The 18,864-nt window shown below is 69.9% G+C and carries 20 protein-coding genes; 7 read left to right on the top strand and 13 right to left on the bottom strand.

Annotated features, from left to right (window positions below):
- Positions 1-384: 384 nt before the first annotated feature.
- From AC3WRM_RS08860 to AC3WRM_RS08840, 5 genes are all read right to left on the bottom strand, one after another.
- On the bottom strand, positions 385-1,926 hold the full coding sequence (locus AC3WRM_RS08860; protein WP_492247853.1) for a hypothetical protein: 1,542 nt from the start codon (positions 1,924-1,926) through the stop codon (positions 385-387).
- Positions 1,927-2,228: 302 nt separating this feature from the next.
- A complete protein-coding gene (locus AC3WRM_RS08855; RefSeq protein ID WP_492247854.1) occupies positions 2,229-2,939 on the bottom strand; it encodes a pentapeptide repeat-containing protein in 711 nt (236 codons plus the stop codon).
- A gap of 73 nt (positions 2,940-3,012) precedes the next feature.
- The gene (locus tag AC3WRM_RS08850; protein WP_492247855.1) at positions 3,013-3,678 is read right to left on the bottom strand and encodes a nitroreductase; all 666 of its coding nucleotides are present in this window, start codon (positions 3,676-3,678) and stop codon (positions 3,013-3,015) included.
- Positions 3,675-4,445 carry an enoyl-CoA hydratase-related protein gene (locus tag AC3WRM_RS08845; protein WP_492247856.1) on the bottom strand — a complete coding sequence of 257 codons (771 nt, stop codon included), beginning with the start codon at positions 4,443-4,445 and terminating at the stop codon, positions 3,675-3,677. The genes AC3WRM_RS08850 and AC3WRM_RS08845 overlap by 4 nt, the downstream gene beginning before the upstream one ends.
- Positions 4,442-5,311: an alpha/beta fold hydrolase gene (locus tag AC3WRM_RS08840; protein ID WP_492247857.1), complete on the bottom strand. Its 870-nt coding sequence runs from the start codon at positions 5,309-5,311 to the stop codon at positions 4,442-4,444. Before AC3WRM_RS08840 ends, AC3WRM_RS08845 begins: the two co-directional genes overlap by 4 nt.
- Before the next feature lie 86 nt (positions 5,312-5,397).
- Here AC3WRM_RS08840 and AC3WRM_RS08835 point away from each other — a divergent pair, with 86 nt between their 5' ends.
- A complete protein-coding gene (locus AC3WRM_RS08835) occupies positions 5,398-6,252 on the top strand; it encodes an SDR family oxidoreductase (RefSeq protein WP_492247858.1) in 855 nt (284 codons plus the stop codon).
- A 38-nt stretch (positions 6,253-6,290) separates the two neighbouring features.
- A complete protein-coding gene (locus tag AC3WRM_RS08830; protein WP_492247859.1) occupies positions 6,291-6,506 on the top strand; it encodes a hypothetical protein in 216 nt (71 codons plus the stop codon).
- A 7-nt stretch (positions 6,507-6,513) separates the two neighbouring features.
- Here the strand turns inward: AC3WRM_RS08830 and AC3WRM_RS08825 are convergent, their stop codons facing one another.
- Together AC3WRM_RS08825 and AC3WRM_RS08820 are read right to left on the bottom strand one after the other, a co-directional pair.
- On the bottom strand, positions 6,514-7,251 hold the full coding sequence (locus AC3WRM_RS08825; RefSeq protein ID WP_492247860.1) for an EAL domain-containing protein: 738 nt from the start codon (positions 7,249-7,251) through the stop codon (positions 6,514-6,516).
- A gap of 153 nt (positions 7,252-7,404) precedes the next feature.
- Positions 7,405-7,818: an OsmC family protein gene (locus AC3WRM_RS08820; RefSeq protein WP_492247861.1), complete on the bottom strand. Its 414-nt coding sequence runs from the start codon at positions 7,816-7,818 to the stop codon at positions 7,405-7,407.
- Here AC3WRM_RS08820 and AC3WRM_RS08815 point away from each other — a divergent pair.
- From AC3WRM_RS08815 to AC3WRM_RS08805, 3 genes are all read left to right on the top strand, one after another.
- Positions 7,817-8,263 carry a 4-fold beta flower protein gene (locus tag AC3WRM_RS08815; protein ID WP_492270920.1) on the top strand — a complete coding sequence of 149 codons (447 nt, stop codon included), beginning with the start codon at positions 7,817-7,819 and terminating at the stop codon, positions 8,261-8,263. The two genes, AC3WRM_RS08820 and AC3WRM_RS08815, sit on opposite strands and share 2 nt — an antisense overlap.
- Positions 8,264-8,313: 50 nt before the next feature.
- Positions 8,314-9,822: an SDR family oxidoreductase gene (locus AC3WRM_RS08810; protein ID WP_492247863.1), complete on the top strand. Its 1,509-nt coding sequence runs from the start codon at positions 8,314-8,316 to the stop codon at positions 9,820-9,822.
- 69 nt (positions 9,823-9,891) lie between these two features.
- The gene (locus tag AC3WRM_RS08805; RefSeq protein WP_492247864.1) at positions 9,892-11,364 is read left to right on the top strand and encodes an amino acid permease; all 1,473 of its coding nucleotides are present in this window, start codon (positions 9,892-9,894) and stop codon (positions 11,362-11,364) included.
- Here the strand turns inward: AC3WRM_RS08805 and AC3WRM_RS08800 are convergent.
- Genes AC3WRM_RS08800 through AC3WRM_RS08780 form a run of 5 tightly spaced genes read right to left on the bottom strand, consistent with a single transcriptional unit; the run spans position 11,361 to position 16,026 of the window.
- The gene (locus AC3WRM_RS08800; protein WP_492247865.1) at positions 11,361-12,026 is read right to left on the bottom strand and encodes a class I SAM-dependent methyltransferase; all 666 of its coding nucleotides are present in this window, start codon (positions 12,024-12,026) and stop codon (positions 11,361-11,363) included. The genes AC3WRM_RS08805 and AC3WRM_RS08800 overlap by 4 nt on opposite strands.
- Positions 12,027-12,078: 52 nt before the next feature.
- The gene (locus tag AC3WRM_RS08795) at positions 12,079-12,945 is read right to left on the bottom strand and encodes an ABC transporter ATP-binding protein (RefSeq protein WP_492247866.1); all 867 of its coding nucleotides are present in this window, start codon (positions 12,943-12,945) and stop codon (positions 12,079-12,081) included.
- Positions 12,942-13,985 (bottom strand): FecCD family ABC transporter permease, encoded by a 1,044-nt coding sequence (locus tag AC3WRM_RS08790; RefSeq protein WP_492247867.1) that lies wholly within the window; start codon positions 13,983-13,985, stop codon positions 12,942-12,944. Before AC3WRM_RS08790 ends, AC3WRM_RS08795 begins: the two co-directional genes overlap by 4 nt.
- Positions 13,982-15,037: a FecCD family ABC transporter permease gene (locus AC3WRM_RS08785; protein WP_492247868.1), complete on the bottom strand. Its 1,056-nt coding sequence runs from the start codon at positions 15,035-15,037 to the stop codon at positions 13,982-13,984. Before AC3WRM_RS08785 ends, AC3WRM_RS08790 begins: the two co-directional genes overlap by 4 nt.
- Entirely contained in the window at positions 15,034-16,026 is a 993-nt protein-coding gene (locus AC3WRM_RS08780; protein ID WP_492247869.1) for an ABC transporter substrate-binding protein, read from the bottom strand. Before AC3WRM_RS08780 ends, AC3WRM_RS08785 begins: the two co-directional genes overlap by 4 nt.
- 183 nt (positions 16,027-16,209) lie before the next feature.
- On the opposite strand from AC3WRM_RS08780, the gene AC3WRM_RS08775 reads away from it, so the two are divergent.
- Both AC3WRM_RS08775 and AC3WRM_RS08770 read left to right on the top strand, forming a co-directional pair.
- Positions 16,210-17,421, top strand: a complete 1,212-nt coding sequence (locus AC3WRM_RS08775) for a DUF8462 domain-containing protein (protein WP_492247870.1) — start codon at positions 16,210-16,212, stop codon at positions 17,419-17,421.
- Between the two features lie 101 nt (positions 17,422-17,522).
- Entirely contained in the window at positions 17,523-18,197 is a 675-nt protein-coding gene (locus tag AC3WRM_RS08770; RefSeq protein WP_492247871.1) for a hypothetical protein, read from the top strand.
- A gap of 15 nt (positions 18,198-18,212) precedes the next feature.
- On the opposite strand, the gene AC3WRM_RS08765 is transcribed toward AC3WRM_RS08770, so the two are convergent.
- Positions 18,213-18,857: an EcsC family protein gene (locus AC3WRM_RS08765; protein ID WP_492247872.1), complete on the bottom strand. Its 645-nt coding sequence runs from the start codon at positions 18,855-18,857 to the stop codon at positions 18,213-18,215.
- Between the last annotated feature and the right edge of the window lie 7 nt (positions 18,858-18,864).

Raw genomic sequence — 18,864 nt, 5'->3', positions numbered from 1 at the left:
AGAAGGCGCCCGCACCATCGCGCCGCTCCGCCGCGCGGACAGCAGAATCGCCGCGGCTCCAGAAAACTGCGACACCAGCGGTGTCGCTCGGGACTGATCTCCGGGAAACCCCCGGTTGCACTGCGTGGGCATGTTCCCGCCACGGCGACCGACCAGCTGTCCCTGGGGACGTTGACGGTCGTGGCGGTCCGACGAAGAGGGTTCAGTCGCTCCTCCTTCAAGGCATGACACCCAGACGCCGGTCCGTGATCATCGCCGTCACGCTCGCTGACGCCGCAGCCTTGACGGGCTGCACAGCCCCGAAAGCGTGGCAATGACGCGACGACACAAGGAAGAGTTCGTTGTGTGCGAGAAGTGCGAAAATCCGAAGGCAGTGAGCAAAAGTCACCTGCTGGGGCGGTCGTCTTCCTCGGGATTAGGCAGGTCGTCGTCTTCATCCGAGGAGACGGGCGAAGCGTCAGGGTGAGGCTCGCCCGATCTGCTCAAAAGGGGGTGGGTCGGCGCGAGGCTGAAACGCATCGTGTCGTACGCCTTCGCAACACGATGGACGTACAAGGCCGTGACGATCGCGCCGGGAAAGAACGCAAGCGCCCACATGGCGGCGACGGCATCGAGCAGCACCGCCGGCGGAATGACCAGTGCTGGCGTTGCTGTACGTAGGTCGGCGGTCATGAGAAGCGGCCAGACAACGGCGAGCGTGATGCTGATCGTTGCCCAAGCGGTAAGCGCCCACCATCTGAAGCCCTTGCGCGGCACAAGATGACCGATGTCGCGAAGTGCACGATACTTCTGAATCCACTCGAAAGTCGCTGTAGCGCTCGCAACGCCACCCAGGATCGCGAGCGTCCAAGTAGTGAATGTGAAGAGCCAACCGAGCCCTGTTGTGGGGACATCAATGGTGAACAGCACGATGAGGACGAGCATGAGGAGCACCAGTGGCGCACCCGTCACGATCCAGAGCCGGTCGCTGAGGCTCAGTCCCGGCATGCGAACCCACCGATAGCAGTTGCTGAGCAGATAGACGGTAAACGCCGTAACCGCGGCCCCGCCGGCCCATCGCGCGATACTGTCCGCGATCTCGATCTCTTGCGCCCAGTGAGCCACGCCGCGTTGCCACTGCGAGAGAAACCCCGCCGTGTACAACCCGACCATTGTCGCGACGACCGCAAGGAAGATGACGCCGGTGATCATGCCACGTCTCGTCCACTGATGTGGTGCACCGAACTGTGAGACAAGCACAGCTCGGTAGAGCCCGAGGACCGCCGCGACGATACCTCCGAGCGCGAAGACCAGCGCAACATCACCGACGAGCCCCACCCAATCGAACGAGACCCGCTCCGGAGTCATCGCACGCGTGAGGGCTGCCCAGGTAACCCCAGCGATAAGCCCACTCACGGCTAGTACTCCGCTGTTCTTCTGGAGGTGCTTGGAGAGGAGCGGGAGAGACTTCGGGAAGAACCACACGAAGCCCGACAAGACGAAAAGAGACCGGTTGAGCCAGTCGCAGAATCGCCATACGAAGCTCGCGATCCGAATGCTCGACACATTGGCCACGAGCTGCGCTTGCCGCATCAGAGCGGAGTCCTGCAGCCTCGACCGAAGAGCGGCCAGCTCCTCGTCGACCTTCTCCCGGTCTGACCTGCCGGTGAGGACCAGCACCGTCGAAAGGAGAAGATCTGCCGCCTCTTCGTTCGGCCCACCAAGCTCGCGTTCAGGGCCGACGAGCCGGTCGGCGGCAATGAGATCACTTTGAGATCGTGGGCCGAGACTCGCGAAGCGCCGTTCAACTTCATCGCGGGCCGCATGCCGTAGCTCAGCATCCCAGTTCCGAGGAAACACCACGATTCCGCCCAAGACCACCAGCAGGAGGATGGTGACCACTGCCAGTGTGGACAGTGGAACGAACAACCAATTTATCAAGTCCACGCCGGCATCCTAGGCCGACGACCCGACACCCTCACCGTCCATGGCGGTGCCCCCGGGCACCACGTCACGTCACGCGGCGGCGCTCCGCTGGTTAGGTCAGCACCGCACCGTCGATCCAGCTGCTACGTCACTCCTGCGCACCACCGGCGGACGCGGACGCGCCGGACGCTGGAACGCCCGCGAGAACGGAGCCAGACGCGGGTTCGACCTGACCACGTACCGCGCAGCCTTGAACGCCATCCTAACGGCCTCGGCCCAGGAGGAGTCCACGCGCCAGCTCGGTATGCGGTCTGGGCGTAGCCTCAAGATGTCGCGCGGATAGCTCCTACCAAACCCTCCGGGACCGACCGGTCGGCAACCGAGAAGTCGTCGAGGGGGAAGAAGAGCGGCTCCTGCCCCTCCTCGACATCCTCACGCAGGATCGTGAGCATCGAGGCGACGGATCGTCGTACCCGCTCGTCAAGCGACGCGACGAAGGCCTCGCCCGAGGCAAGCGCTGCCCCCGCGTCTTCGAGGTAGACGTAGCCGTTGCCACTCGGCAGCACCTGACGATGCAGGTCGACGCCAGCCCGGCGGCTCACATCCAGCAGCGCAGCACCGGAGAAGTCGTTGTCCACGACCTCGTTGACGCTCCTGCCGAGCAGCTGCTGCTCGTGCTCCGAGACCCGGCCATGGAGCACGGCCTTCATTACCACGCCAACGAACCGGCAGCCCACCGGCTCCCACCCCGTCGCGAACCAGTCCCGCACCGTCACCTCGTCCAGCACGCACCGTTCCCACCGCACCAGCCCACCCGGAACGAAGGACAAGGGGGCACCTGTGAAATCGCAGTCGACGTACATCGACAACGACGTCCCCGCACCCATCGACGCCCTGGTCAACGTCGCCCCACGGAACGAGCACCCCACGAACGTCGACCCCTGCGACACGAATCCCGACGACCGCAGCCCTGAGAAGTTGGCACTCGTCAGCCGCTGCTCGACGAACGACGGACCCAAGGTCACAAGTCTCACCTCGATCCTCGATCCTCGAGTCCGGCCGCGTCCCTCTTCTGCCCCCCACGTCGGCTTCCCTCTGCTAGACGTGTCAGAGGCGCAGGTCGGCGGCCTGGTCGAGGGGGGCGCGGGTGGTGCGGTAGGAGGCGGTGGGGTGGTCGGGGTCGGGGTGGCCGAAGGAGATGCCGCAGACCACCTGGCGGTCGTCGTCGAGCTCGAACCACTCCCGCAGCAGCTCCGAGCGCATGGCGAGCGCGGCCTGCGCGCACGCGCCGAGGCCGAGCGCCTGGGCGGCGAGCAGGAACGACTGCACGTAGAGCCCGCAGTCGACCGCGCCGTACACGCCGAGCGAGCGGGTGGTCGTCACGATCGCGACGTGGGGGGCGCCGAAGAACTCGAAGTTGCGCATGGTCTGGGCGGCGGAACCGGCCCGGTCGCCCTTCACGACGCCGACTGCCTCGTAGAGCTGCCAGCCCGACTCGCGCCGACGCTCCGCGTAGACGCCCTCGTACGCCGGCGGGAACGCGAGGTCGGGCCCGAAGCGCTCGTCCTCGGCCATCGCCTGCTTGAGCCGCTCGGTCTCGCCGCCGGCCGTCACGACCACGTGCCAGGGCTGCGTGTTGCACCACGAGGGGGTGCGCTGCGCCGCGGTCAGCAGCCGCTCGATGGTGGCGGTGTCGACCTGCTCGTCGGTGTACCCGCGACAGCTCCAGCGGTCCGCGAGCAGACCCTCCAGCACGTCGATCGGCGCGCTCATCGGCCCTCGAACCGGGCGGGGCGCTTGTCGAGGAAGGCCTGGATGCCCTCCTGGGAGTCGGCCGTGTCGGCCAGCTCGCGCTGCAGCCGCAGCTCGCGCTCCAGCGTCTCGTCGAGGTTCCACAGCGTGTTCGCGTTCATGGCCTGCTTGGTGGCGGCGTAGGCGCGGGTCGGCCCGCCGGCCAGCTTCGCGACGAGCTCGGCCACATGGTCGGCGTAGTCGTCGCCGCAGCACCGGTCGATGAGCCCCAGCTCGGCCGCCCGGGTCGCGGGGAGGCGTTCGCCGAGCAGCGACAGCCGGGCCGCCCGCGCGCGACCCACGGACGCCGCCAGCAGCTCGGTGGCGCCGCCGTCGGGCATCAGCCCGATGTTGACGAAGGCCTGCAGGAAGTACGCCGACTCGTGCGCGACGGTGACGTCGGCCGCGAGCGCCACCGACATCGCGATCCCGGCGGCCGGCCCGTTGACCGCTGCGACGACCGGGCGCTCGGTCGCGACGATCGCCCGCACGAACCGGTTGCCGTTCTCGTGCGTGCCGCCGTGCTTGAGCCGGCGCAGGTCGGCGCCCGCGCTGAACGACGCGCCGGCACCGGTGACCACCACGACGCGGGCGTCGGTGGTCTCGACCGCCTCCGCCGCCCGCGCGAGCATGGCGCCGTCGACGGCGTTCATGACCTGCGGCCGGTTGATGGTGATCGTGAGGACGCCCTCTGCGTCGTCGAGCAGCAGCTCGGTCTCGGTGTCGGGGCTCGACTCGGGGTCGGTCACGGTCGTCTCCATTCTCCGGTGATCGCCTGCACCACGGCGGCGAGGACGAGGGGTTGGTCGAGCATCACGTGGTGCCCGGAGTCGCGCACGACCGTCACCGGCACGTGCCCGCCGAGCCGGGCGGCCACGGTGTCGGTGATGTCGGTGGTCGCCATGCCGCGGTCGCCGCGCAGGAGCGCGACCGGGCAGTCGGCCTCGGCGAGCTCCTCGGGCTCCATCCGGGAGCGCAGGAAGATCCGGGGGTCGAACTTCCAGCTCCACCCGCCCTCGACCTCCCGGACCGACGCGCGGGCGACGTGCTCGTGCACGTAGTCGAGGGTCGCGTCGTCGGCGGGCAGCGTGCGGAACCGGCTGAGGATGGTGGGCAGGTCGGGGTAGACCTTCTGCGGCGGCAGCCCGCGGCCCGACGCGACCCACGCGCGCGTCTCGCTCGACATCTCCTGCACCGGCGAGTCGACGGCCACCGCACCGGCGAGCGAGGACCCGTGGTCGCGCGCGGCGGTCAGGGCGACGAAGCCGCCCATGCTGTGCCCGACGACGACCGGCGGCGACGGGCTGCGCTGGTCGGCCGCGACCGCGACCACCTCGTCGGCCCAGGTCTCCAGCGTGTACACGTCGCGGTGGTCGCTGTCGCCGTGGCCGCTGAGGTCGAGCGCGACCACGCGGTGCGGCGACGACGGTGCGTCGAGCAGCGGCCCGACGTGGTCCCACCAGCCCGCGTGCGCGGCACCGCCGTGGACGAGCACCGTGACGGGTGCGTCGGCCGGACCCCACGCCCGGTAGGCGATCCGTGCGCCGTCGACCTCGACGGACGCGTGCTCCGGCGCGCAGGCGAGGGCCTCGTCGAACCACGCGGGTCGTTCCACGTCGCCTCCTGAGAAACCATCAGCCTTGACTGTTCCTGTTCCCCCCAGCAGGCTACCGATGACGGCGGACCACCACGGAGGCACCCATGACCCTGGCCGGAACCACGATGATCATGTCCGGCGGAAGCCGCGGGATCGGGGAGGCGATCGCCGTCCGCGCGGCCCGCGACGGCGCGAACGTCGTCCTGCTCGCGAAGACCTCGGAGCCGCACCCGAAGCTGCCCGGCACCATCCACACGGCCGCGGCGGCGATCGAGGAGGCCGGCGGTCGCGCGCTGCCGCTCGTCGGCGACGTCCGCGACGACGCGTTCGTGGAGGACGCGGTCGCCCGCGCCGTGGAGACGTTCGGCGGCATCGACCTCGTCGTGAACAACGCCAGCGCGATCGACCTGTCCCGCACCGAGGACATCTCGATGAAGAAGTACGACCTCATGACGCAGATCAACGCCCGCGGGACCTTCCTGCTCTCGAAGCTGTGCATCCCGCACCTGCGCGCGTCGGCCAACCCGCACGTCCTCACCCTCAGCCCGCCCATCAGCACCGACCCGCGCTGGTTCGGCACGTTCACGGCCTACGCGATCGCGAAGTACGCGATGAGCCTCGTGACGCTCGGCCTGGCCGAGGAGCTGCGCGCCGACGGCATCGCCTGCAACTCGCTCTGGCCCCGCACGGCCATCGACACCGCCGCGGTGCGCAACGTCGTCGGCCCGGGCCTGGAGTCGAGCTCGCGGACGCCGGCGATCATGGCCGACGCCGCCTACGCGGTCCTCACGCGCCCGAGCCGCGAGTGCACGGGGAACTTCTTCATCGACGACGACGTGCTGGAGGCCGAGGGCGTCACCGACTTCTCCGGCTACCTCAACGGCGGTCGCGAGGAGGACCTCGCGCTCGACTTCTGGGTCGACCCGAAGGGTCCGCACGACGCGAGCAAGCGACTCTAGGAGATGCCGGGCACTGCCGGCCGTGCGACGGTCGGCGCATGAGCCCCGAGCCCCGCCGCTCCGTCGCGCGTGCCGTCGTCGGTGGTGCCGGCCTGCTGGCCGTCGCCGTCGTGGCAGGCGCCGTCGCGATCGCGACGCAGACCTGGCCGGTCCTCTACGTGGCAGGCGTCGCCGCCGTGGCAGGACTCGTCTGGCTGGGGTTCGGGCTCGTGGCTCGCGCGGTCGAGCTCGGGGTGCGCGCCAGCCGCGACTGACGGGACGTCAGCCCGCGGCCGCCGCCACGACCTGCGCCCGCGGGTGTACGGGCGAGAGCGCCTCGAGCGTCGGGCGGCCGAACCAGTAGCCCTGGAACAGGGGGACGCCGAGGTCCAGGAGGGTCGCGTACTCGGCCTCGGTCTCGACTCCCTCGGCCAGCACGACGACGTCGAGCGCGGAGGCCATGCCCACCACCGCACCCACGACCGCCTGGCGGGAGGGGTCGGCGTCGATCCCGCGCACGAGGTGCATGTCGACCTTCACCAGGTCCGGGCGCAGGTCGACGAAGCGGGTGAGCCCGGCGTGGCCGGCACCGAAGTCGTCAACGGCCATGGTGAACCCCTGGCGTCGGTACTCGTCGACGATCGCCACGAGGTGCTCCGGGTCCTCCACCCGCTCGTCCTCCGTGAGCTCGAAGACGAGGGAGCTCAGCGGGAACCCGGCGCGAGCCGCCGCAGCGAGGGTGGCGCGCAGGCAGGCGGCGGGCTCGTAGACCGCCCGCGGCATGAAGTTGATGGACAGCCTCAGGTCGTCCTCCGCGGGGAACAGCCGCGCCGCCAGCTCGATCGCCCGCACGCGGCAGTCCTGGTCGAACCGGTACCGGTTGCGGTCCGTGACCTGACCGAGCACCGACATCGCCGACTCACCGCCGGGGCCGCGGACGAGCGCCTCGTGCCCCCACACCCGCCCGTGCTCGGCGTCGAAGATCGGCTGGAAGGCCATCGTGAAGTCCAGCGACTCCACGTCGTCGCGACATCCTGCACACCCCACGAGCACACTCCCTGGCGTCTCGGTCCGGGCAGGACGCGAGTCTGGGCATTGTCTCAGGTTTTCCGCCAGGCCGCAGTCGCGGCGGCCACCGGGGCCTACTACCTCCTGACCTGACCGGAGGCGCGCCTACTGGGTGTCGACCGGTGTGCCCAGCTCGACCGTGCGGCTGACCGTGCACAGACGGTCGTGGGAGCGGCGGATCGCGTCGGGGAGCCGCTCGGTCGCGGCGCGGCCGGCCTCGTCGTCCCCGAAGGCGACGTCGAAGCGGACCGTCAGCCCCTGCATCCGGTTGCCGTCGTCGTCGCGCACCTTCTCCCCCGCCGACGTCACCGAGAAGCGCTCGGGCTCAGTGCGCTTGGTGGTCAGGAGATCGACGTCGATCGCCGTGCAGCCGGCCACGGCGGCCAGCAGCAGTTCGACGGGCGTGAAGTCGTCGCTCGCGCCGTCGCCGATCACCATCTCCCCGCCCCGCGCGTTCGTGACGCGGTAGCGGCCCCGGCCGAGTCGCTCGAGGCCGACCTGACGATGCGTGTCGCTCATGACCCCATCCTGCCGAACTAGTCCGACCGGATCATCTTCGGCGGGTTCTCCCCGCGTCATGACCTGGCCGTTCTACCGTCGTCATCACGACGGAACCAGCTGGATCTCGGGAGCTGAACCCATGAGCGAGTACCTCTACGACCTCGACGGCGACGTGATCGCCTTCCGACGGTCCTGGGACGACGAGCACGTCTTCGACACGTCGGGACGCTGGGTCGGGTGGATCCCGTGGGACGGCACCGACGTCGTCGACGAGCACGGGCACTACCTCGCCTCGATCGTCGGTGACCGGCTCGTGCGCCGCAACGACTGCGGCAACCGGCGCTGCGCGCAGGCCGTCGAGCACCCGGACCACGCGGAGCCGTCGGGCCGGCCCACCCGTCCGCTCGAGTTCCCCAACCGGTTCGCCTACGACGACGTGGAGCAGCTGCACCGGGCGGGCTGACCGCACCGACTCGGGATGCCCCGACCTGTCGGCTCGCCGACGATGGAGGCATGACCCTCTCGCTCGTCACCGGTTCGACCGGCTACGTCGGCGGACGCCTCGTGCCCCCGCTGCTCGACGCGGGACACGACGTCCGCGTCCTCGTCCGCAGCCCCGAGAAGGCCGAGGCGCACGACTGGGCCGACCGCGTCGAGATCGTCCCCGGCGACGCCACGTCCGACGACGACGTGCGCCGCGCGATGCAGGGCGTCGACGTCCTCTACTACCTGCTGCACTCGATCGGCACCGGCGACGACTTCGTGGAGACCGAGCGACGCATCGCCGAGTCGTTCGCCCGCGCCGCGAAGGACGCCGGCGTGCGACGCATCGTCTACCTCGGCGGCATGGTGCCCGAGGGCGAGGAGCTCAGCGAGCACCTCCTCTCGCGCCAGCAGGTGGGCGACGTCCTCCTCGAGTCGGGCGTGCCGACGACCGTGCTGCAGGCTGGCGTCGTCATCGGCTCGGGCTCGGCGTCGTTCGAGATGCTGCGGTACCTGACCGAACGACTGCCGGCGATGGTGACGCCGCGCTGGGTGAGCACCCGGATCCAGCCGATCGCCGTCCGCGACGTGCTGCGCTACCTCGTCGGCAGCGCCGACATGCCGTCGGACGTGAACCGCCGCTTCGACATCGGCGGCCCCGACGTGCTGACCTACCTCGAGATGATGCAGCGCTACGCGAAGGTCGCCGGGCTCCCGCGGCGCACGGTGCTCAAGGTGCCCGTGCTGTCACCGACCCTGTCCAGCCACTGGGTCGGCATCATCACCCCCGTGCCCGCGAGCATCGCCCGACCGCTCGTGGAGTCGCTGAAGAACACGGTCGTCGCCTCGGAGAAGGACGTCGCGCAGTACGTGCCCGACCCGCCCGACGGACTGATCGGCTTCGACCGCGCCGTCGAGCTGGCGCTCACCAAGATCCAGGACCTCGACGTGCCCACGCGCTGGTCGTCGGCGGCGACCGCCGGCGCACCGTCGGAGCCCCTGCCGTCGGACCCCGACTGGGCGGGCGGCTCGTTGTACAAGGACGAGCGGACCCGTGAGGTCGACGCGTCCCCGGAGTCGCTCTGGACGATCATCGAGGGCATCGGCGGGCGCAACGGCTGGTACTCCTGGCCGCTCGCCTGGTGGATCCGCGGTCTCATGGACCGGCTCGTGGGCGGTCCCGGGCTGCGGCGCGGTCGACGCAACGACCGGGACCTCGTGGTCGGCGACGCGCTCGACTTCTGGCGCGTCGAGGCCACCGACGACAGCACGTTCCTGCGGCTGCGGGCGGAGATGCGGGTCCCGGGCCTGGCCTGGCTGGAGCTGCAGGTGGGCTCCACCGACGGCGGCACGACCACGTTCCACCACCGTGCGCTCTTCCACCCGCGCGGTCTGCTGGGCCACGCGTACTGGTGGGCGGTCTGGCCGTTCCACGGCATCGTGTTCGGCTCGATGCAGCGCAACATCGCGCAGGCGGCGGAGCGGCTCGAGCGGGGCGAGCCGACGAAGGCCCACCACGGCTTCAGGCGCCGCCGCTAGGACGGACGGCGGTCACGGGGGCGGACCGGGAAATTTGCGTCACACCGCGGCCGGGTGCACGATCCTTCGGTGAGCCTCTTCCGCACGAAGACCGTCGAACGGTCGATCGCCGAGACCGACGAGCCCGACCACCGCCTGAAGAAGGACCTCTCCGCCTGGGACCTCACGGTCTTCGGCGTGGGCGTCATGATCGGCACGGGCATCTTCGTGCTGACCGGCCAGGAGGCGCACAAGAACGCCGGCCCGGCCATCGTGCTGTCCTTCGTGATCGCCGGCGTCGTGTGCGGCCTGGCCGCCCTCTGCTATGCGGAGTTCGCGTCGACGGTGCCCGTGGCGGGCAGCGCCTACACGTTCTCCTACGCGACGCTGGGCGAGTTCATCGCCTGGATCATCGGCTGGGACCTGGTGCTCGAGCTCGCGCTCGGCGCGGCCGTCGTGTCGCGGGGCTGGTCGGCGTACCTGCAGGAGCTGTTCGACCTGCCGTCGTGGCTCGCCGGCGGCGACGCGCTGCCCGACATCGCCGCCATCGCCATCGTCGTCGGCCTGACCACGCTCGCGGTCTTCGGCACCAAGCTGTCCGGCCGGTTCACGGGCGTGCTCGTGGTCGTGAAGGTCGCCGTCGTGCTGTTCGTCATCGTGGCCGGCCTGTTCTTCGTCAAGGCCGCCAACCTCAGCCCCTTCGTGCCCGGCTCGCAGCCCGCGGACCCGAAGGACGTCGGCTCCGGCCTCGACTCGACGCTGCTGCAGTCCATCTTCGGCATCGAGCCCACTGTCTTCGGCATCTACGGCATCATCGCCGCCGCGTCGGTCGTGTTCTTCGCCTTCATCGGCTTCGACATCGTGGCGACCTCGGCGGAGGAGACCAAGAACCCGCAGCGTGACATGCCCCGCGGCATCATCGGCTCCCTCGCGATCGTCACCGTGCTGTACGCGGCCGTCGCGTTCGTCGTCACCGGCATGCTCAAGTACAGCGACGACCGCATGAACACGGGCGCGCCGCTCGCCGCCGCGTTCTCGGCCAACGGCCTGGAGTGGGCCAGCAAGATCATCTCCGTCGGCGCCGTCGCGGGGCTGACCACCGTCGTGCTCGTGCTCATGCTCGGGCAGGCGCGCGTGCTGTTCGCCATGGCCCGCGACGGTCTGCTGCCGCAGGGGCTCGCGAAGGTGCACCCCCGCTTCGGCACGCCCTACAAGATCACGATCATCACGGGTGCGTTCGTGGCCGTGCTCGCCGGTTTCGTCCCGCTCGACGAGCTCAGCAAGCTGGTCTCGATCGGCACGCTGTTCGCCTTCGTGGTGGTCTCGGCCGGCGTGATCGTCCTGCGCCGCACCCGCCCCGAGCTCGACCGCGCCTTCCGCGTGCCGCTCGTGCCGATCATCCCGATCCTGTCGATCGCGGCGTGCGCGTGGCTGATGGTCAACCTGTCGGTCGAGACGTGGCTGCGCTTCGGTGTCTGGATGGTGCTCGGCGTCGTCCTCTACTTCGTGTACGGACGCCGCCACTCGCGGCTGGGGATCGACCAGGCGGCCGGCAGGGCCTAGCGCTTGACGCCTGCGTGGAACACGCGGACGTTCTCGCGCCAGCCACCGAGCGCGTCGTAGGGCATCGGGTCCTCCGCGGCCTTCTTGCGCACGTCGCGACGACGCTCGGTGGTATCGAAGCCCATGTCGAGGGTCTCGGTGCCGCGCATCAGCGACTCGAGCGCCTCGGGGGTGTACCGCCAGTAGTCGATCGGGCACGGGTGGTAGCGCCAGCTGAACAGCGTCGAGGTGTACACGAGGCCGCCGGGTCGCAGGATCCGCACGATCTCCTCGCCCGCGAGCCAGGGCCGGTCGATGTGCTCGAACACGTCGACGCTGAGCACCACGTCGAACGAGCCGTCCGCGATCTCGGGGCAGTGCGTGATGTCGCCGAGGATGACGCCCGGCCCCGTCTCGGCGAGGTCGAGGTTCAGGTACTCGAAACGCTCCGCGTCGAACACGCGGTCCCGTGGGTGGGCGCGGCCACCGATCTCGAGCACCCGACCACCCGTGACACCCGCCTTCTCGAGCACGAGGGCGAGGTGCTCGTTGATGCGCTCGTCGCGCACCGGACCCTGCTTCCACTCGTCGCGGAGCCGGTCGAGCTCGACCAGCTCCGGGTCACGCGGCGGGGGCGGGGGCGTCCAGATCCGCCGGGCGAGACGTTCACGGAGTCCAGGCATGCGCGCGACGCTAGGCCCGTCGCATGACGATCGGGTGGAGAGCAGGCGAACGTCAGACGGCCGCCGGCGACTCCGCCTCCGACGTCAGCGCACGCACGTGGTGGCGGCTGCGCGGCACCACGAGCGGCGTGCCGCTGACCGGGTCGGGCACCACCTGGCAGGCCAGGCCGAAGACGTCCTCGACGACGTCGGCGTCGATGACGTCGGCCGGGCGCCCCTGCGTGACGATCGCGCCGTGCTTCATCGCGATGATGTGGTCGGCGTAGCGGAACGCGAGGTTGAGGTCGTGCAGGACCATCGCGATGGTCTTGCCGTGCTCGCGGTTGAGGTCGGTGAGCAGGTCGAGCAGCTCCACCTGGTGGTTGATGTCGAGGTAGGTGGTGGGCTCGTCGAGCAGCAGCAGGTCGGTGTCCTGCGCGAGCGCCATCGCCACCCACACCCGCTGCCGCTGGCCGCCCGAGAGCGCCGTGATCTGCCGGTCGGCGAGCTCGGCGGTGCCGGTGGCCTCCAGCGCCTGTGCCACGGCCGCGTCGTCCTCCGCGCTCCACCGCCGGAACCAGCCCTGGTGCGGGTAGCGACCCCGGCCGACCAGGTCGGCGACCGTGATCCCGTCGGGGGCGACCGGCGTCTGCGGCAGCAGTCCCACGACGCGTGCCACGTCGGTGGGGCGCTGGTCGTGCACCGACGTGCCGTCGAGCAGGACCGTGCCGGTGCGCGGCTTGAGCAGCCGGGCGAGACCGCGCAGCAGCGTCGACTTCCCGCAGGCGTTCGCGCCGACGATCACCGTGACCTGGCCGGGCGGCACCTGGACGTCCAGGTGCGACACGACGTCGGTGTCGGCGTAGCCGAGGGTGAGGTCCTCGGCCCTGAGGTCGTGGGTCCTGTCGTCCTGCAGACGGTCGCTGGTGCGGTCGGTCATCCTCCGCGTCCTTCCCGGTTGACGGTGGCGAGCAGCCAGATGAGGTACGGCGCGCCGACGGCACCGGTGACGACGCCGGTGGGCAGCGCGACCGGCAGTGCGTGCTGGGCGACGAGGTCGGCCGTGAGCACGATGATGGCGCCGACGAACGCCGCCGCCGGCAGGCTCGCGGCGTTGCCGACCAGCCGGACCGCGATGGGGCCTGCGATGAGGGCGACGAACGACAGCGGTCCGGCCGCGGCCGTCGCGAGCGCGACGAGCACGACCGAGAGCGCCAGCAGGCCCAGCCGCGAGCGCTCGACCCGGACGCCGAGGGCCGACGCCGCGTCGTCGCCGAGCTCGAGCGCGCCGAGCCGGCGCGAGAGGACGAAGGCGACGGGCAGGAGCACGGCCACGGCGACCAGCAGGGTGCGCAGCTCGAACGGTCCGGCAGAGCCGACGGAGCCGACCAGCCAGGTCATGGCCTCCCGCGCGTCGTTGAGGTCGGCGCGGGCGATGACGTAGCCGGTGAGCGCGGTGAACAGCTGGGAGAGGCCGATGCCGACGAGGATGAAGCGGTAGCCGGTGATGCCGCCGCGCCACGCGAGCAGGTAGATCGCGATCGAGGCCAGCAGCGCCCCCAGCAGCGCCATCGCCGACGTCGTGACGGCGCCCCACCCCGTGAACAGGATCGCCGAGACCGCGAAGAGGCTCGCGCCGCCGGAGATGCCGACGAAGTCGGGCGAGGCGAGCGGGTTGGCGAGCAGCCGCTGGAACACCAGGCCCGCCACGCCGAGCGCCAGACCGGATCCGAGCGCGGTCGCCGCCGTGGGGAGGCGCAGGTCGAGGACGATGAAGTCGACGCTGGGGTCGTCGGTGAGCCGGAACGCGCTGCCGATGACCTCCCACGGCGACAGGACGTAGCTGCCGATCATCATCGTGCCGACGAAGAGCGCGAAGGTCACCGCGACGAGCACGAGGGTGATGGTCGTGGTGCGGGCGCGGTGGGCGCGACGTTGCGCGCGGACGGCACGCCGCAGCGGCGTCTCGACGATGCTCACAGCTGCGCCAGGTCCTTGCGTCGGACCAGCAGGATGAAGGCCGGCGCGCCGACGACGCCGAGTACCACACCCACCTGCAGCTCGCTGGGGCTGACGAGCACGCGCCCGAGCACGTCGGCGCAGAGCAGGATGATCGGGCTCAGCAGGAACGTGTACGGCAGGATCCAGCGGTAGTCGGGGCCGCACAGGGCGCGGGCGATGTGCGGGACGACGAGCCCGACGAACACGATCGGCCCGCAGGCGGCGGTCGCGGCGCCGCCGAGCAGCGCGACGGTCACGAACACGACGACGCGGGTCAGGCGCACGCGCTGGCCGAGGGCGACGGCGAGGTCGTCGCCCAGGGCGAGCCCATTGAGGGAGCGACCCATCAGCAGGGCGACGGCGATGCCGGCGACGAGGAACGGCCACGTCTGCGACAGCACCGGCAGGTAGCGTCCGCTGAGCGAGCCGACCTGCCAGAAGCGGAGCTCGTTGAGCGCCTGCAGGTCGCTCATCGTGACGCCGGTGGTCACGGAGTACAGCGACGCGCTGACCGCGGCGCCCGCGAGGGCGAGCTTGACCGGCGTCGCCCCCTCACGGCCGAACGATGCGACGCCGTAGACCACGACGGTCGCGACGCCTGCACCGGCGAACCCGACCCACACCGACGTGGACTGGCTGATCCCGTCGAACAGCATGACCGCGACGACGATGCCGGCGGCGGCACCCATGTTGATGCCCATGATCCCGGGGTCGGCGAGCGGGTTGCGTGTGACGCCCTGTAGGAGGGCGCCCGCGAGCCCGAGGCCGGCGCCGACCAGCAGGCCCAGCAGCGTGCGGGGCACGCGCAGCTCCCGGATGACCGTCTGCTCCGCGGACGACGGGTCGTAGTCGGTGAACGCGGTCCAGATGGTGTGCAGGCCGACGCCGCGCGCACCGATCGTGATGCTGACGAACATCACGACGGCGAGCACGCCGAGGAGCACGAGGGCACCGAGCCCCAGCCCCACGGTGGAGCGGTGCCGCGGGGTGGGCGCCTCGACGTGCTGCAGACGCTGGACGGTGGCGGTCACGTGAGGTCCGGGTCGGCCTTCTCGACGGCGTCGCTGAGCTGGTCGAGCTGATCGGCGTAGTCGCGGTAGGTGCTGATCCAGTAGGCGGGCCAGGGGGTGACCGCGCCGGCCTCGACCGCCTTGATCTTGCGCCACGTCGGCTGCTTCTCGGCGGTCTTCGTGCTCTGCTCGAGCGTGCGGTCGTCCATGAGGACCAGGTCGGGCTGGTACTTGTCGGCGTTCTCCCACGACAGGTTCTCCCAGTAGGAGAAGTCGGGGTCCGGGGAGTCGGGCACGATGATGTCGAGACCGTAGCGGGCGAAGTCGGCCAGCTCGGCCGAGTGCTTCGGCACGGCCACGTAGAGGATGTCGTCGGCCGGGGAGACGCCCATCGCGGTGAGGCCGTCGGCCTCGGCGACCGTCGTCTTGAACCGCTCACGCGCCTGCTCGAACGCCTCCTTGTCCGCCACGATCTCCTCGGAGTCGAGGTCGGCGCCCAGGGAGCCGGAGAGCTCCTCGAAGCCGTCGAGCATCTGCTCGACGGACTGGTCGGCGACGGGGCCGACGACGGGCGCGAGCTTCGCGACCTTCTTGCTCGACTCCTCGACGCCGTTCTCGAGACCGCCGTAGGCCTTCTCGGTGGTCCAGTAGCCGCTGACGATGAGGTCAGGCTTGAGCGCCGCGGCCTTCTCGGCGTCGATCTTGCCCCACGTCTCGCCGAGGATCTCGATGCCGTCGAGGTCGGCGCCCTGCAGCGACTTGGTGTCCTTCAGCGGCTGGCTGAGGAAGATGCCGACCGGCTTGATCCCGTGCGCGAGGAGCGCGGCCGCGGCCTCGCCCTGCGCGATGATCCGCGTCGGCACCTCGTCGGCGGTGTAGGTCTTGCCGTCGCCGGATGCGTACGTCCAGGCGTCGCCGGAGGCTGCGTCGTCCCCCGAGCTGGAACCGCAGCCGGCGAGCAGAAGTGCTGCCGCGGCGGCGAGCAGGGTGAAGCGTGGGCGCAGGGTCATGTGACGTCCTCTCGTAGGCCGTAGGACACACTAACTTAGGACAGCCTCATCTATGCAAGAGGTGGTGGGAAGGGTCACGTGACCGTCCATCGCCTCTCCTCCGCCACGTCAAGCCGTTAGCAAGCTTAGGCATGTTTATGCCGATGACATAAACTTGCCTAAGATGAGAAAGGAGCGCGGCTCGTGGACCCCATCCGAAACCCGTACACACCGAATGCCGGCGCGCAGCCACAGGTGATGCTCGGACGCGACGACCAGCTGACCTCCTTCGAGCTCTTGCTCGGTCGCCTCGCGCGCGGACGCACCGAGCAGTCGATGATCGTCACCGGTCTTCGCGGTGTCGGCAAGACCGCGCTGCTCGGCCAGTTCCGCAAGAAGGCGCTCGCGGCTGACTGGGTGGTCGTGGAGATGGAGATGCGCAAACACTCGGACCACGACTTCCGTCGCGAGATCGCGCTGCAGATGCGCCGCGCGCTCTTCGATCTCTCTCCCAAGGCACGATGGAGCGACAGGATTCGTTCCGCAGCCTCGGTGCTTTCCTCCTTCACCGTCACCGTGGACGAGTCCGGAGCCATCACGGCGGGCATGGACGTCTCCCCGGCCGAAGGTCGAGCCGACCACGGCAACCTCGCCCTCGACGTAGCGGATCTCTTCGTCGCCCTGGGTGAAGCCGCCCAGGCGCAGTCACGAGGAGTGGTGCTGCTCATCGACGAGATCCAGTTCCTCGCCACACCGCAACTCGAGGCTCTCATCACCGGTCTGCACAAGACGGTCCAGCGCGAGGTACCCATCACCCTCGTCGGAGCTGGCCTCCCGCAGATCGCGGAGCTCGCAGGAGACGCGAAGTCCTACGCCGAGCGGCTCTTCAAGCTCCCAGCCATCGGCAGCCTCGGCGCCGACGACGCGCGCCTCGCCTTCCAGGCGCCCGCCCAGGACGAGGGGGCCGACTTCACCGCCGACGCACTCGACCTTGCCGTCGAGATCACCGAGGGCTATCCCTACTTCATCCAAGAACTTGGCTATGCGATCTGGCCGCATGCCCAAGGGCCCACGATCGGGGTCGACGACGTCCGGCACGCAGTCGAGCTCTACGAGGCGAAGCTGGACTCGTCGTTCTTCCGCGTCCGACTCGACCGGTCGACGGAGATGCAGCGCACCTACCTCCGCGCCATGGCGGACCTCGGTCCTGGTCCACAGCGCAGCGCCGACATCGCCGAGCGCATGGGGCGAACCTCTCCGCAGGTGGCCCCGACGCGCGCCGAGCTGATCTCCATGGGCCTGCTCTACACCCCCGAGCACGGGCTCGCGGAGTTCACGGTGCCGCACTTCGACGCGTACATGAAACGAGCCGTTCCGGACCTCGTCGTCCCACCCGTCCGCCGCCGCAAGTCGTGAGCATGGAGTACACCCGACACCGCCTCGACCCTCGCGTCTCGTCCGTTCTCGGGCGTCTCAGCACCCGGCCCCGACCCGGACCCGAGGTCGCGCAGGATCTGATGAGACGTCTCTCGAACGTCGTGCCGCACGTCGGCCCGAGCCCGACCGGGCGGGCGCTCGTGGAGGCCCTCGCTCCGACCCAGTGGCTGCTCGACCGGGCTGCCACCGGCGACCTTCGGCTCACGCAAGCGGGCTACCTCAAGCCGGACGTCGTCCGAGAGCTTGCGAGGCTGCTCCCGTCGATGGACGACTGGATGTTCGGCGTGCACCGTGAGGTCGATGTGCACCCTGTGCATGCCTTCCGGCTCTGGATGATGCGAACCGCAGGGCTATTGCGCAAGCACAAGGAGACCCTCCTCCTGACGCGCACGGGCAAGGCGCTGGTCGACGACCCGGTCGCGTTGTGGCAGCACCTCGCCGACACGCTCGTTTCGTCGAAGGCAGACTTCGACTCCGACGCCACCGTCGTCACGCTCATCCACCTCGCCGACGACCCGGCCCACACGAAGATGCACCTGGTGGCCGAGACCATGACAGCACTCGGCTGGAGATTCCAAGGCGGCCTTCCCATCACGGCTGACGACGTCTGGCCCGTCCTCCGTACGACGTGGGCCCTGTTGGAGAACGTCGGGCGGGGCGGGAGCCGGCGCGTCAGGGGCTCGGTGCTGAGCGGACCTGCGCTCTGCCTCCTCCGCGATGCGCTCGTCGAGTACAGCGTCAGCGAACCGACGTGACGTGACGGTGCGAGGTCACATCCCGGGCTGGGGCCGTGCAGGGAAGTTCCGGAGCGCGTAGCGGCTGATGGTCCTGGTCGTGAGGTTCTCGGCTGTCGCGCCGATGGGGGCACCGACGAAGGGCACGAGCTTCGTCAGGTTCACCACCCCCTTCTCGCCGGCCTTCGTGAAGAGGCGGTAGCCGACCTTCTTGTTGATGTCGATGAGGACTCGACCCGGCACCTTGTGGACGGCGGCGAGGAGAGTCTTGTTGCCGATCTCGATGCCCGTCTTCTGGACGGCCGCTGCTCCGCTCGAACCGAGCAGCGTGGCCAGCACGACGGTCTGAACCTCGTCGCTGTCGACGTCGTAGCCGCGCAGGTGGGCGATCGTCTGCGTCATCCGAGCATTGATGACGTACGACGAGGCCAGGCCCGCCGAGAGCTGCAACGGAAGGGCCGCAACACCGCCGAGCCCCGTGGCTCCACCCGCGGTGGTCGCGTAGCGGACGTGGATCTTGATGGCGCGTCGGACCGCTTCCTCCACGTCGCCGTTCGCAGCAAGGAGGCACTCGTGCGCCACTGCCTGCGCGCTCTTGAACGGGCCTCCGCCCGTCCTGCCCATCTGGACGACCTTGTGGGCTGTGCGCAGCACCAGGCCGTCGTCGGTCGGCTTGCTCATCAGCATC

The sequence above is a fragment of the Aeromicrobium sp. EU05-FHT14F07 genome (assembly GCF_058790455.1).
This window is presented reverse-complemented; position numbering and strand designations above follow the sequence as displayed.